This window comes from Neobacillus solisequens, from assembly GCF_051233465.1.
Taxonomy (GTDB): Bacteria; Bacillota; Bacilli; order Bacillales; family Cytobacillaceae; genus Neobacillus.
The window spans coordinates 354,276-367,404 of sequence record NZ_JBKFGJ010000011.1; the positions used below are offsets into that span (position 1 = coordinate 354,276).

The 13,129-nt window shown below is 40.7% G+C and carries 13 protein-coding genes; 5 read left to right on the forward strand and 8 right to left on the reverse strand.

Annotation, left to right across the window (positions count from 1 at the left end):
* Positions 1 to 171 precede the first annotated feature (171 nt).
* The 3 genes from ACI3K6_RS13170 to ACI3K6_RS13180 all read right to left on the reverse strand — a co-directional run bounded on the left by ACI3K6_RS13170 (position 172) and on the right by ACI3K6_RS13180 (position 2,518).
* Positions 172 to 624 carry a DUF2269 family protein gene (locus tag ACI3K6_RS13170; protein WP_435555180.1) on the reverse strand — a complete coding sequence of 151 codons (453 nt, stop codon included), beginning with the start codon at positions 622 to 624 and terminating at the stop codon, positions 172 to 174.
* A 134-nt stretch (positions 625 to 758) separates the two neighbouring features.
* Positions 759 to 1,265, reverse strand: a complete 507-nt coding sequence (locus tag ACI3K6_RS13175) for a GNAT family N-acetyltransferase (protein ID WP_435555181.1) — start codon at positions 1,263 to 1,265, stop codon at positions 759 to 761.
* A gap of 11 nt (positions 1,266 to 1,276) precedes the next feature.
* Complete coding sequence (locus ACI3K6_RS13180) at positions 1,277 to 2,518, reverse strand: MFS transporter (protein WP_435555182.1); 1,242 nt, start codon at positions 2,516 to 2,518, stop codon at positions 1,277 to 1,279.
* 345 nt (positions 2,519 to 2,863) lie between these two features.
* On the opposite strand from ACI3K6_RS13180, the gene ACI3K6_RS13185 reads away from it, so the two are divergent.
* Entirely contained in the window at positions 2,864 to 3,481 is a 618-nt protein-coding gene (locus tag ACI3K6_RS13185) for an NUDIX hydrolase (protein ID WP_435555183.1), read from the forward strand.
* A 38-nt stretch (positions 3,482 to 3,519) separates the two neighbouring features.
* Here ACI3K6_RS13185 and ACI3K6_RS13190 read toward each other — a convergent pair whose 3' ends face one another.
* Positions 3,520 to 3,837, reverse strand: a complete 318-nt coding sequence (locus ACI3K6_RS13190) for a hypothetical protein (protein WP_435555184.1) — start codon at positions 3,835 to 3,837, stop codon at positions 3,520 to 3,522.
* 127 nt (positions 3,838 to 3,964) lie between these two features.
* Between ACI3K6_RS13190 and ACI3K6_RS13195 the strand changes: the two genes are divergently transcribed.
* The 4 genes from ACI3K6_RS13195 (at position 3,965) to ACI3K6_RS13210 (ending at position 5,974) form a co-directional block, all read left to right on the forward strand.
* Positions 3,965 to 4,213 carry a hypothetical protein gene (locus ACI3K6_RS13195; RefSeq protein WP_335476595.1) on the forward strand — a complete coding sequence of 83 codons (249 nt, stop codon included), beginning with the start codon at positions 3,965 to 3,967 and terminating at the stop codon, positions 4,211 to 4,213.
* The gene (locus tag ACI3K6_RS13200; RefSeq protein WP_335476594.1) at positions 4,210 to 4,338 is read left to right on the forward strand and encodes a hypothetical protein; all 129 of its coding nucleotides are present in this window, start codon (positions 4,210 to 4,212) and stop codon (positions 4,336 to 4,338) included. Before ACI3K6_RS13195 ends, ACI3K6_RS13200 begins: the two co-directional genes overlap by 4 nt.
* 154 nt (positions 4,339 to 4,492) lie before the next feature.
* Positions 4,493 to 4,879 (forward strand): GntR family transcriptional regulator, encoded by a 387-nt coding sequence (locus ACI3K6_RS13205; protein WP_435555185.1) that lies wholly within the window; start codon positions 4,493 to 4,495, stop codon positions 4,877 to 4,879.
* A gap of 6 nt (positions 4,880 to 4,885) precedes the next feature.
* Positions 4,886 to 5,974: a DUF1648 domain-containing protein gene (locus ACI3K6_RS13210; protein ID WP_435555186.1), complete on the forward strand. Its 1,089-nt coding sequence runs from the start codon at positions 4,886 to 4,888 to the stop codon at positions 5,972 to 5,974.
* Positions 5,975 to 6,120: 146 nt separating this feature from the next.
* Here ACI3K6_RS13210 and ACI3K6_RS13215 read toward each other — a convergent pair whose 3' ends face one another.
* The 4 genes from ACI3K6_RS13215 to ACI3K6_RS13230 all read right to left on the reverse strand — a co-directional run bounded on the left by ACI3K6_RS13215 (position 6,121) and on the right by ACI3K6_RS13230 (position 12,995).
* On the reverse strand, positions 6,121 to 6,828 hold the full coding sequence (locus ACI3K6_RS13215; protein ID WP_335476591.1) for an MOSC domain-containing protein: 708 nt from the start codon (positions 6,826 to 6,828) through the stop codon (positions 6,121 to 6,123).
* A gap of 189 nt (positions 6,829 to 7,017) precedes the next feature.
* Complete coding sequence (gene ebgA / locus ACI3K6_RS13220; RefSeq protein WP_435555187.1) at positions 7,018 to 10,074, reverse strand: beta-galactosidase subunit alpha; 3,057 nt, start codon at positions 10,072 to 10,074, stop codon at positions 7,018 to 7,020.
* Between the two features lie 20 nt (positions 10,075 to 10,094).
* Positions 10,095 to 11,786: an amylo-alpha-1,6-glucosidase gene (locus ACI3K6_RS13225; protein WP_435555188.1), complete on the reverse strand. Its 1,692-nt coding sequence runs from the start codon at positions 11,784 to 11,786 to the stop codon at positions 10,095 to 10,097.
* A gap of 18 nt (positions 11,787 to 11,804) precedes the next feature.
* Positions 11,805 to 12,995, reverse strand: coding sequence for an MFS transporter (locus tag ACI3K6_RS13230; protein ID WP_435555189.1), 1,191 nt, complete (start codon positions 12,993 to 12,995; stop codon positions 11,805 to 11,807).
* Positions 12,996 to 13,129: the final 134 nt, after the last annotated feature.

A 13,129-nucleotide genomic window follows, 5' to 3' on the forward strand; every position in this document is an offset into this window, starting at 1 on the left:
AACAAGATAATATTATATAATAAAAAGCTCCTCATTCAAAGAGATTTTTTCTCCATATATTTAGACTAACTTTTCCTAAATTCTCAAACAGGATTGATAAAATTTCTCTGGCTCCTCGGTTTTGCAATATCTGAACAGAAAATAAGTGCAAAACCTACTGGTTTTACACTTTTAAAATGGCTTCGTGATCATTAGAAAAATGATAATGATAAAAATGACATTGGCAAGGTTTTCAAAGCGGAAGAGAATTTTCGATAATCTCCAATATTCTTCAGGAATTTCTTCACCTTTATGGGATTGCAGCAAAGCTTTAACAGGTCTTGATCTTGGTGATAACAATAACGGTCCAGAGGCAAGCGCCACCAAGAACAGCACAAGACTTGTAAGATACCATCCCATCTTAAATAAGCTTGGATTCATAACCCCCAGAAGCAAACCAGTAACAAGCAGCAAGGTTCCACCAATCATGACATAGATATGCAGCTTATGTCTAACGGCATAGGAATGCCTTAATTCGGTCATCGTTTTTCCTGATTTTACAACCGTTGTTAATATAAACCCCGGCCCCATCCCAATGATGGCAGAAAATATATGGATGATAACTAGGATTTTGTAGAATGTCATACTAGCAGCCTCCTCTATTCAATACCAACACTATTTTACCATAATCTTCATTACTATAATTAGCTTTGATACATCTTCAATGTAGTTTATTAAAAAAATAACCCGGCACACCGAAGGAGTATGCCGGGTTAACTTTATTTTAAATGAAGATCCATATGCTCATCACCGTAGTACGTTCCATTGACTTTAATTGCATTTTCCTCCATGCCATACACTTTAAATCCCAGGCTGCTATATAGATTCTTGGCTTTTTCATTACCAGCCGTGACAGATAGGTTTATTTTTTCAATTCTATTAATGGTTTTTGCTTTGTTGATGGCTTCTGTAAGGAGCGCCTTACCAACACCCATACTTCGTTTTTTAGGAGTGACGTACATGGCAAAAATATTAGCACGATGCTGAATTTTACTTTGTTTTTCAAGCAGTAAGGTTACCACCCCTATCAGCTCGCCTTCATCAAATGCACCAAAAGTAAAATTCTCTTCAGCAGCTAACTGTTGAGAAGTCTGTTCGATCGGTTTTTCCCTTTTTAATGCTTCTTCATAGCTGACCATAAACGCTTCAGGGTTTTGTTGCAAAGCTTCTAGTCTAATTTTCCAATAAACTTCAGCATCTGAAGAGTCCAGCAACCTGATCTTCACACATACTCCCCCTATATCTCTTCACTTTTTTTCACTGCAGTTGTACCCTTAAAAAGTGGAGCCAAGCATAAAACCCCGACAATAAATAATAAGGCGGATGTTTCATAAATCGTCATCAAGGAAAAAGTTTTCTTTAGCCAGCCGCTTGCCGTCATGGTGATGACCATCGTTCCCATAAAAACTGGATTCAAAATCCCGTTCACTCGGCCGATGAAGGCTGCTTCGGTATTTTTTAAAATCATCGTATTAATGCCAATATGGATGCATGGCATGAATAAACCACTAATAAATTCAGCCGTTAAGGTCAGCCAGAACAGATCAGACATCCCCATTACCAAGAGTCCAATTGCATTGATTGTCATCCCTAAAGCAAGCAGGATTTGCGGAGGAGTCTTTTTCGAAAAGCCCACCGTTAAACCTCCACCTAAAATCATCCCGATTCCAAATGCCGCCATCAACCATTGGAGCTGTTCCTTCGGTAATCCCAGCTGTTCCGTAACAAGGAATACTGCTAGCGGTTGAGTTAATCCCAGTGCCAGACCCGCTGCAGCAAAACTGCCTCCCAACAATGTCAGTGAACGGCTATTCCAAACATAGCTAAAGCCTGCCTTCATTTCTTCAATTAGAGTAGTTGGTTCCGCTTTTTTCTCCTCCTCAAAATCTGCTGGTAGTAAAAATAAAATCCCAGCGGATAACAGGAAAGCCACACCCATTATGGCAATGGCCGCATCAATGCCGTAATGCTGATAAACAAAAGTACCTAGTACTGGACCTAAAATCATAAACAGCGCAAAAAGCGTCTGGTAAATGGACATACCCATTTGAATCAGTTCTTCAGGAACATGCAATTTAAATAGTTTCATCCCTGATGGCTGTGAAAATTGTGAGAGAATGGATGACACAAGTGTCGCAAAGAAAATAACTTTCCAGCTTCCGAACACAAGTGCGATGAGTACGATAAAAATCGAAACCGCACTAAGGAAATCACACCATATCATCGTTTTTTTCGGCTTCCATCGATCCGCAAACGTTCCTCCGATAAAGGAAAATAGGAAAATCGGAGCAAACTCAGCCACCGAAATCAGTGATACCGCAACTGGGTCAGAATGGGTTTTCTCTACCACAAATAAGAGAATCGAATAGTTACGAACCCAAATCCCGATTTGCAAAAATAACGTTGAAAGAAGAATCGTTTGAATCACGCGATTTTTGAACAATGCTCCTGCCGACATGTTTGAGTTTGTTGCTTCCATAAAAAAACCTCCTTATTCATCACTCTGAATAGGAGGCAATACAGGCACAAAGAGACCACTGTCGTTAAAGTCCCCTCGATTTTATATAAAAAAGCCCGCACTAATCCTATTCAGAAATATAGTCGTGTTTATACGAACTGCTTCTAAAATGGATTAGTAGATCATTGGCTTAATGGTCACCCTTCCTTATTTCGTATTTTTTATCATACTTGAAATGAAAGTATGTTTCAAGAAAAAAATGTTATTTTGTGGGAATTTTTTCAAAAGTAATAGGTATACAACGTGGCAAAAATTGTTATATACATATGGTAATATTAGTATGTCAGACAAGCTGGAGGTGATTAAATGGAACCAAAATGGCTTGAGTGGTCAAAGCAGCTGCAGTCCATCTCACAGGCAGGGCTAACGTATTCCAAAGATGTCTACGATTTAGAAAGGTTCGAAATGATCAGAAACATAAGTATTGATATAATGGCCCATTATACAGAACTGGCACATTCCACGATAAAACACTTATTTGCCAATGAAACAGGCTATGCCACTCCGAAAGTGGATATTAGGGCAGTCGTTTTTAAAGATGATCAAATTCTAATGGTTCGTGAAAAAATGGATGGGAAGTGGTCACTTCCCGGCGGCTGGGCCGATATTGGACAAACCCCTGCTGAAGTAGCGGTGAAAGAAGTAAAAGAAGAAGCAGGATTCGTTGTACGAGCAAAAAAATTGCTTGCTGTCATGGATATGAAATGTCACCCGCATCCTCCTTCAGCCTACCATATTTATAAAATTTTCATCCAATGTGAGATTGTCGGCGGACAGGCTGAACAGGGGCTGGAAACGTCCGATGTTCAATTTTTTGCCGAGTCCGAACTGCCAGAACTGTCAGTTGGCAGAAATACAGACTCCCAAATAAAAATGGCTTTTCGGTATATAAAAAATCCTGAAACACCTGTATATTTTGATTAAAAAAACGAAACACCAGTCGCATATTTCTGACTGGTGTTTTATTTTTTAAAAGGTATGACATTTCTAGATAAATGCTTTTGAAAAGCTTCTAAAAGAAGGTAGTCCATCTTTTTCAGTTCTAAGCATGGTTGTTGCCCTGTCGGATAAGGATAGATTATTCGGTGACATAATGGGCACGTTCCTTGCTCTGCAAAGCGATGTAAAATATTGAGCGGCATCGGCGGATTTGTATTAGCTACCATAAAAACATATCGTTTACCTTGAAAAGTAAATAAAAGATCCGTCCCACTATATCCGCTAACTTCTGAAACATTGATATCTTTAAATGTTAAACCCCTTACCTTTACTTCTTTCATTTTTCTTCGCACTTCTTTCATTTTACTTTTAATTCCATCATACCATAATCACTTACCGTTCACGAATAATGGCAGCCAGTAAGGTTAAACTATGGGTCGAACCTATTAGAGCGATGGAGGTGCTTTTATGGCGGATTTTTTAGAACCATTTGAATATGAAACCGGGACTGCAATTCGGACCTTCAATATCATTGATACAAATGTAAATGCCGATGGTTATGAGGTTCTGCTAAACATTGATTTAGACAGTGGCTATGATCTTGAAAATGTTAAAATGCACATTACCCACGAGGACCTGTTGGCCTATGAAACAACAGATATCCATGAAGCTGTTAAATACGCTTTAGGATTTTTTGAGCAGGAGGATGCACAATGACTAATCAAAATAAGAATTCAAAACCGCAAAAAAATACGATTAAACAGAGTCAAGCAGAGCAAACTTTGAAAAATCAGGCAAATATTCAAGATACTGATAGAGCTTGGGAAGATGACCGATTATAAGGGGTCATCTTCTTTTTTAATGAAAGAAAAGCCGCTTTCAAATCTCCCCTACCCTAGCCATTATTCACAAAAATTCCTAATTTCATAATTGAATATTTGTAATATCTGTTATACTATAAATATAACAGATAGCATAAAAAGGAGTGTGAAACGAATGTATATCACTCTCAACCTGGAATCGGAAGAACCCATTTACACGCAGTTAAAGTATCAGATTATCGCAGGGATTGCAAAAAAAGAACTGGTCTCCGGTGAAGCACTACCTTCAGTAAGAACCTTGGCAGCCGACCTCGGGATTAATCTTCATACCGTCAATAAAGCCTACCAGCAGCTGAAACAAGAGGGATATATACTAATCCACCGGCAAAAAGGCGTTGTCATCAATCCTGATGGGATTCCCAAGGCAGACGAGTCTTACTGGACCGAGTTAAAAACCAAGCTCCATCCTTTAATTGCCGAAGCGGTTTGCCGAGAAGCTCAGGAGCAAGATTTTTTGCAGCTTTGTCAACAGTTATACCAAGAGTTTTCAAAGAAAGGTTGATGTAGGATGAATTCGACCATTTTTTTATTTATTATGTTGGTTCCAGTTTTCATACCGTTCATTTTTATACCGTATTGGACTAGAAAGACGGAGAGCTTTGGCATTTCTATTCCTGAGGATGCCTTTTATTCTACCGACATTCGAAATATGCGAAAAAAATACGCCTGGATCAACGGGATCCTTGCCTTGCTGTTTACAGTCATCTTTTATTTTGTATCAAGCGGGCATAGTGAGCATTTTATCAGCATCATTTTTCCCATTCTGATTTTTGGATATATCGCCGCAAGCTTTGGGGTTTATCTATTTTTTCATAAAAAAATGCAGGATGTAAAAAATAACCATAAAGATTGGATTGGAAAATCACAGTTGATTGTGGTTGATACTAAATTTCGGAATCAAAAGTTAACTCATTCCAATCTATGGATGTTCATCCCGTTTTCTCTATCCATTTTTACATTGGCTATCGTTTTATATCACTATCAGGATATTCCTGAACGATTTCCGATGCAGTACGATTTTAATGGGGAAGTAACCCGCTGGGCTGATAAATCGTATCGTTCCGTATTGTTAATACCCATTATACAAATCTATATGACCATGCTGTTTTTGTTTATTAATACCATTATCTCGAAGGCCAAACAGCAGGTATCAGCGGAGAATCCTGAGGAGTCCCTTCGCCAAAATATTATTTTTCGAAAACGTTGGTCACTGTTCACGATTATAATGGGTACTGGTTTGGTCTTGATGCTCACGCTACAACCGTTATCTTTCATATATCCAATCAGCCATCAGGTTTTATTAATTGCACCACTTGTTTTTGTGATTGGTGTCTGCGCTGCATCTATTATTCTATCTATTACCACCGGTCAAGGCGGCAGCCGCATTGGAAAAGCCGCTGGCGGCAAATTGATTGACCGGGATGATGATCGTTTCTGGAAATTGGGGATGTTTTATTTTAATAAAAATGATCCTGCGATTTTTTTGGAAAAACGTTTTGGAATAGGATGGACTAATAACTGGGCTCACCCAATCTCATGGGTTATTACAATTGGCATTATTTTAATAATCGTAGGCCTGCAGTGGTTTTTAGGTTGAGTTAGCGCATGAAAGAAAAAGGAATGCAGTCATCATTATTTTTTTCAACAAAAGCTCACATCTCCTTTTAAAAAGAAATACCTAAAACTCGAAAAATCCCCATGTGGCCTTTCACATGGGGATTTTTAAACAGCTGTTGTATTTACCTACTCATTAGGTCCAAATACCCTGTTGCTAATATCCGGAATGCTTTGTTTTTCGATTCGTTTATTCAATGTCTCTTTCATGCCCGGAGATAGGAGTTCACATTTTGCCAATTCCTGTATTGCCTGAAAATCCGGTGTTCTTGAGTGAATTATTTCATTACATTTTTTGATCGTCCAGTGTGGGTACGGGCGCTCAAGTCTCGTGAAGGTCTGCCCTGCCTCTACAAAACCCTCTTTCAGAACCCGATAATACCAGCCTGTTCTGCCGGTATTTTGTAATAACAATGCAAAGGTTTTCTCTCGAAAGCGGCGGGCAGGCTTCCAACATGGCTGTCTTGGCTGAGATACCTGGACAATGGCCTCACCGATTTGAAAAGTATCTCCCAACGCAACCGTATCTTCAGTAGCCCCCTCCATAGCGAAGTTTTCACCCATGCTACCAATTGTTATCTCTGGATTCCCTAATTCAGTTTGCCAATAAGTGTAGTTTCCGACAGGATAGGCGAATACGGCTTTTTCTGGCCCTCCATGATGTTCTGTATCCGCCACCCCATCCCCGTTTAAACCTGTCTTTCCGACCCACACCCGACCATGAACAGCCTCCTTAAAAATGGCACTCGTCCATTCCCGATCCATCGGACTAACGGCTTCTTTATTCCCAACTGTTTTAGGAAGACCAACAAGCAACTGCTTCAATAAAATCTCCATTTTACTTCTCCTCTCAACCTAACCCTCATAACTACAGTTTATCGAAAACACATTCAACCTCCAAAGAATAATTCCTGCAAAATTACAAAAATAGGCACCTTCCCTGAAGGAAGATACCTATTCTAAGTAACCAATTGTCCTCCTGGGGCGGACAATTGTCCACGAACGGTGCCTGTCACCAATCCATTATTAGAACTGTTCCCTGCCAAGATCAACAGCGGTGGTTGCTATGGTGTTGAAGGCTGTGATGCGGAAGGCTAAGGAAAAGTCTTCAAAGGTGCAGCGGTATTTTTTGAGTTGGTTTTGACCGCAGGAGTTGCTGCCGAGCCCGTTTTGTTTGTAGTCTAGATTGAGCACGATGTAGTCACGCGGTTTCAGGTCGATCGTATGTTTAGCTGCCTCGAGATCGCTCACTTCGTAGTGTGATGCGCTGAAGTTCAATGAATTTTCAGCAATAAATATTAGCCCGGTCGAGTTATGGTCCGTAAGGCTGACCCAGTCACAATCGGAACGATTGCCATTCTCCTGAGGTTTCACATAATGGGTGAACAATTCTTCAATCTTGCTAGTGTATACTCCCAGGTGGTTGGCTTGCTGCGAATCTGGATAGCTTTCGCCAGGGCCGCGACCTCGCCATTGTACTTGATTAAATTGGTTATTTAGCTGAAGTCGGACACCAAGCCTTGGTATCATTTCCGGGGCATTTTGCTTTAGGCCGGCAGCTGTCCCATTAATTCTGAATACAATATCACCGTCCGGATAAATCCTGTAAAGATACTGAAGCCTGTAATACCAAGAGCTGTTCGTGGTTCCGTAAAGGGCACTTGTGCTCAACTCAAAGACAGATTCCTTCAATTCATAGTGAATGTCTTCCACAATCTCATGTCCTAAATGCATGAAATATTTGGTCCGATAGTCATTTAAAAGATACATGTCATTATCAATTGGCGCTCTCCAGAAATGAAATCTTGGGCCATTCTCAATGATCACACCACCGTTTTTGATTACTTCCTTTAACACTCCTTTAACTGTATCAAAGGTGACTGTAAAATCGGAACCAGAAACGATTAGGACCGTTCCCTCCTTTTTGACCTCAAGTTCCGCTTCCGCATGCACCCTGTAGGTCTTTTCTTTTCCAGGAAGCACAAAAGTAGCATTTGCCAATTCATGACCTTTTGAAGCCCACATCGACTCTTCCTTTAATTGATAAGAAAACACTAAATAATAATTGGCTCCACTTTTCTTTTTCACATTTTTTCCAAGAAGAACTTCGATTTCGGTCGATTGTCGCCCCTCCAGCTTTGGTATTTCTATATCCTGTGCTTCCAACAGCTGATGATCTTCAAATAAAGAGCATGTTAACTTCAAATGATCCAAAGAAAGAAAATCATAGCGATTGTTTAGGCGAAATTCTCCTTTCTCAAGATCCACCGCTTCCGTTTGTACCGGCTCTATTACCTTTTTATACTCTAATAAACTCGGAGATGGAGTACCATCCGGCATCACAAGGCCATCAATGCAAAAATTCCCATTTGTTGGATCGTCACCAAAATCGCCGCCATACTGATAATAAATTTTACCATCCTCGGTCATTGCCTCGATCCCATGGTCAAACCATTCCCAAATGAATCCGCCTTGCAGTTTATCATACTTGTAAAATAAATCTTGGTATTCTTTTAAATTGCCAGGTCCATTTCCCATGGCATGAGCGTATTCACAGAGAATATGCGGCTTTGTTGATTTTTCAATAATCTTTTCCATGGTAAGCCGATCCTTACGCTCCTCTAGCCAGGTATACATGGTACTGTAAACATCGGTTACTTCCGCTTCGCTGTCCCCTTCATAATGGACAAGACGGGTCGGATCCATTTCCTTAGCCCGTTTAGCCATGGATCGGAAATTATCACCAAAGGAAGATTCATTCCCAAGTGACCACATAATGATGCATGGATGGTTTTTATCCCTGGCAATCATTCGTTCAAGTCGGGATACATAGGCCTCTTCCCAAGCATGATCATTGCTGATCCAATTGTAATTCCCTGTTAACTCAAAGCCGTGACATTCCAAATCCGCTTCATCAATTACATACATTCCATATTGATCACATAAATCGTAAAAATAATAGGCATTAGGATAATGGGCAGTCCTGATTGCATTAATATTATGTTGTTTCATGGTCCTAATGTCCCGTTCAATCTCTTCCTTTGTCACGACCCTCCCTGTCTTTGGATTAAAGTCATGCCGGTTGACACCTTTTAACTTAATGGCCACCCCGTTTACAAGGAATTGATCCCCGTTTAATAAGATTGTGCGAAAACCTACCTTTTGATGAACTACTTCAATGACCTGACCATCCTTTTTCACTGTGAGGTAAAGGTCGTATAAGTGTGGAGTTTCTGCACTCCATCTCTTTGGTTCAGTCACTGTTTTGTAAAATAATTTCGTTGCACATTGTTCCTCACAAAAAATCAGTCTCCCATCAGGAGCTAACAATTCATATATAATAGTCTGATCAGAGTGTTCAGTCATTACGGGTTTTACTGTTAGCAAAGCATCCAGCCAAGTTTGTTCAAACACCGTTTGAACCGTTAAATCATAAAGCCCCTGTTTAGGTCTTGTATAAAGCTCGACATCACGGAAGATCCCGCTCAGCCACCACATATCCTGATCCTCTAAATACGTACCATCTGACCACTGAAATACTCTAACCGTTAAAGTGTTGGTTCCTTGACAGCAGAGCCGGGTCACATCGAATTCAGCTTGCAGGCGCGCTCCTTTGCTATACCCCGCAAATTCACCATTCACATATACTTCATAGGCTGAATCTACCCCGTTAAAGCGCAAGATCAATTGCTCTGCAGACATTTCCCGTTCCAGTTCGAATTCCCTTCGATAAATCCCGGTTGGATTATCCGTTGGAACATGTGGGGGAATAATCGGAAAATTGTACCACAGATCGGAATAATGCATTTTTCCATACCCCTGAAGCTGCCAGTTTCCGGGGACGATAATGTCATCCCAATGCCCTGTATCGAATTCATTCTGGTAAAACCCTTCAGGAGAATATTCAGGAGCTTCAAGAAATAAAAACTTCCATGTCCCGTTCAGATTTTGATAATATTTACTTTTTTCAACATCCCTTGTCTCCGCGGCTTCTCTGGTAGGATAACTGAAAAAATGCGCCCTTGCAGCCATTCGGTTGATTCCATCTGTATGGATATCTTCCCATCGCTTTAATTTTTTCATTTTGTCACCTCATCTTTTCGCTAAAAAGCTTCCTTCAATAAATCTCCGAGCATTAGGAATACACTCGATGTCCAAGTAAATGCCGGATCACGCAATGATTCACCTGTCATGGCATCAAAATTCTCTGCCATACCCGCATTTGTGGCCATCTCACAAAATCTCTCGGCAATGTCCAATGCCAATTCCCTCTCACCGGCTGAAAGGAGGCCGTCCACCAGTAGCATTGTTGTTGGAGCCCAAATTGGCCCTCGCCAATATCCGTCGTTCCGATAATAAGGGCTGGAAGGTAACTCTGTCGCCAATCCATGGTCTGTAAGAAAACCTTTGTATTTTATATCCATTACAAGTTGGTTTACGATTTCATCCGGAAGCCTTTTACCTAGAATAAGTGGCATATATACAACAAGGCTGTTGGAATGGATCGGCTCATGCGTTCCAGACTTTAAGGCAATAAATCGATTTCCTTTCCAAAAATGACTGATCATTCTGGTTAACATTTCTTGTGAACGTTGCCGCCATCTTGCTGCCTCCACATCTTTATTAAGCTTTTCCGCCACATCTGCTAGTACATCCATTTGGATGACTAAAAAGGATGCAAGATCCGGACTCTCCACAGGTGTTCCTTTATGGAAGATCGTACTGTTATCCCATCCGCTATCATTGCCGTGATTATATTGCGGAATTCCATCACAGTCCGTGTCTTGAAACTGAATCCACCAGTTGGTCCATTTGACAAGCGGTTCGTAGACTTCCTGTAATTTCTCCAAAGTTACATGATCGGTTTTTTCCATCAATTTTCTTAGTGTCCAGCCATGGATCGGGGGTTTGGTAAAATTCCAAAGAGCATAACGGTTATTTACAAAATCCGGCAGGACACCCGATACATCCTGTAAATCAAAAAAGATCATAAACTGATCCCAAGCCAGTTCAGGTGATTTTTTTGCCAAGGCTATTGCATTAAAGCAATGATCCCAACTCCAAATGTTGGTCATCCAATTCTTAGACATATACATGGCTGGCCTTGTCAGCATTCCTTCCGGCGGGACCACACATGACCACGTAATATATGAGGCTAGCAGTCTTCCATCTCGATATCTTTCTGGCATTTCAAGCGTATTGGCATACCAATAATCAAATTCAGCTTGTACCCTGTTTTGTCCCTCAGAAAATAGCAAATATGAACGGTGTGCATAAATGGTCGTAAACTCTTCAATGGCACAATCCATTTCCGATACGCTGGAATCTGGGAGAAAATCCACCACAATCTTTTCACAACGCTGTTCTTTAAAGGGAGCCTCCACTGTCATATTTCCAGTAATCGTTGTCAGCATATAACGGATTTCCTGAGAAGAGTGGTTGACCTCCCATCTGTTCTGCTCCACTTTTACAGCATAATCGTAAACGCCGGTTATCCCAGTCAGCCGGACTCCGACACCCTTGCTTCTGATTTGCAGAACTTTTCTTTCCGTAATACAGAATTCTGCAAATCCGAATTCCGCATTTAGGCGGAGTACACTTGGGGTTAAACTGGCTGCATAAGGCACCGTTCCGCTTTCCGTTATTAGTTCAATCCGAAAGACAGCACCAAAATCATTGTCTCCATTTCGGATATTGCGAATGTAGAGTGAATCATCTCCTGTTTCATGATGATTCTGCGAAATGGTAATAAAAGAACCATAACGACTGAAGGGAACCTTTTTTATATCCAACATAACCACATTTTCCTTTCGTTATATTTCATTAATCGCTTCATGCACTTCCTGATTTGAATTATCAAGTTTTGGAGCAATAACGATGACAAAGTACAGATACCCTAGTAACAGGAGCAAACCGGAAATGAAAAAGGGCAGAGTATAGTTTCTGTCAGCTAGAATCCCTCCAATAGCAAATGCCGCCATAGCCGAACCTATACTGCGAAACACGGCTCTCATTCCCGCATACAAATCACGCTCTTCATCTTTAAAAGAAGACATCGAGAGGCTGTCGGCCAAATTTGTCAGTATGGTAAAAAAACCGCCTCGGATTACTAATAATACAGAGAAGAAAAATGGCTGCACGTTTAAAAAAAGCAAACCACATAAGACCATGTTCACGGAGTATATGAGGAAAAACGTTTTTTTCAATCCCATTCGTTCAATCAGAAATGGTGAAATAACGGAACCAATAAAAAGGGCCAAGCCATTCAAAGCTAAAATGATTGATACGATTTCATTCGGGAAATCATAGCGAAACTTGGCAAATAAATTCAGGTAAGGCTGCAAACAGGCTGCAGCACCGCCAGTTACAAAAGCAAACAAGGAAAACCATATTAACTTTTTTCGTAATGGGTGAGGGATCCTTATGAATAGGTTTTTTTGCACTATTGGCAAGGAATTCCCCAGTTGCTCCTTTGGAAGCAGCGCAGCCCTAACCACGGCAAGGACGATGAAAACGAATGCGGCCACTAGCAAAGTGTTTCGATAACCTCTTGCTGTCAAATCAATCCAATCTGGCAATAACCCAGCCATTAATGTTCCCACTCCTGTAAAAGCAGTAAAAACTGCAAACATAAAACTGTAGGCTTGTGTCTCTTCCTTTATAGACCTGCAGTAATAAAACAAAAGCTGGATTTCCGTAGTTTCCACAAGGGTCAGACCAAGTGAAACGATAAACTGTGCGGTCAAAAATAGGGCAAAACTTTTTGAAAATGCAAACACACTGCATCCAACTGCAATACAACCAATTCCGATGATGAGCAGTTTTTTTCTGCCTGTTTTTTTCGCTAGGATGCTTACAGGAATGGCAAACAAGCCCATAACCAATATTCCGATGGAAGTGATCAGTCCAATTTGCCTTTCTGAAATTCCCAATTCAATTAAATGTAAGTTTAATAGTAAATTAAACATACCAATGCTCAGCCCGTACAATGATTCTGTGGCCAAAAAACGTTTAACTCCTGATGACAGGGATAGAGATTGCAATGACTGGATCATGGTATGCTTCTAACCTCTCTTCATAAAAATGCGTACAACAAAAAGGTTCTGGCCAGACAGGAATCCCCCTCTGACCAGTCCTC

What these genes read in the sequence shown, in the direction of transcription:
- ACI3K6_RS13170 (WP_435555180.1), bottom strand. Translation starts at nt 624, where the DNA reads ATGACATTCTACAAAATCCTAGTTATCATCCATATATTTTCTGCCATC.
- ACI3K6_RS13180 (WP_435555182.1), bottom strand. Translation starts at nt 2,518, where the DNA reads ATGGAAGCAACAAACTCAAACATGTCGGCAGGAGCATTGTTCAAAAAT.
- ACI3K6_RS13185 (WP_435555183.1), top strand. Translation starts at nt 2,864, where the DNA reads ATGGAACCAAAATGGCTTGAGTGGTCAAAGCAGCTGCAGTCCATCTCA.
- ACI3K6_RS13190 (WP_435555184.1), bottom strand. Translation starts at nt 3,837, where the DNA reads ATGAAAGAAGTAAAGGTAAGGGGTTTAACATTTAAAGATATCAATGTT.
- ACI3K6_RS13195 (WP_335476595.1), top strand. Translation starts at nt 3,965, where the DNA reads ATGGCGGATTTTTTAGAACCATTTGAATATGAAACCGGGACTGCAATT.
- ACI3K6_RS13200 (WP_335476594.1), top strand. Translation starts at nt 4,210, where the DNA reads ATGACTAATCAAAATAAGAATTCAAAACCGCAAAAAAATACGATTAAA.
- ACI3K6_RS13205 (WP_435555185.1), top strand. Translation starts at nt 4,493, where the DNA reads ATGTATATCACTCTCAACCTGGAATCGGAAGAACCCATTTACACGCAG.
- ACI3K6_RS13210 (WP_435555186.1), top strand. Translation starts at nt 4,886, where the DNA reads ATGAATTCGACCATTTTTTTATTTATTATGTTGGTTCCAGTTTTCATA.
- ACI3K6_RS13215 (WP_335476591.1), bottom strand. Translation starts at nt 6,828, where the DNA reads ATGGAGATTTTATTGAAGCAGTTGCTTGTTGGTCTTCCTAAAACAGTT.
- ebgA (WP_435555187.1), bottom strand. Translation starts at nt 10,074, where the DNA reads ATGAAAAAATTAAAGCGATGGGAAGATATCCATACAGATGGAATCAAC.
- ACI3K6_RS13225 (WP_435555188.1), bottom strand. Translation starts at nt 11,786, where the DNA reads ATGTTGGATATAAAAAAGGTTCCCTTCAGTCGTTATGGTTCTTTTATT.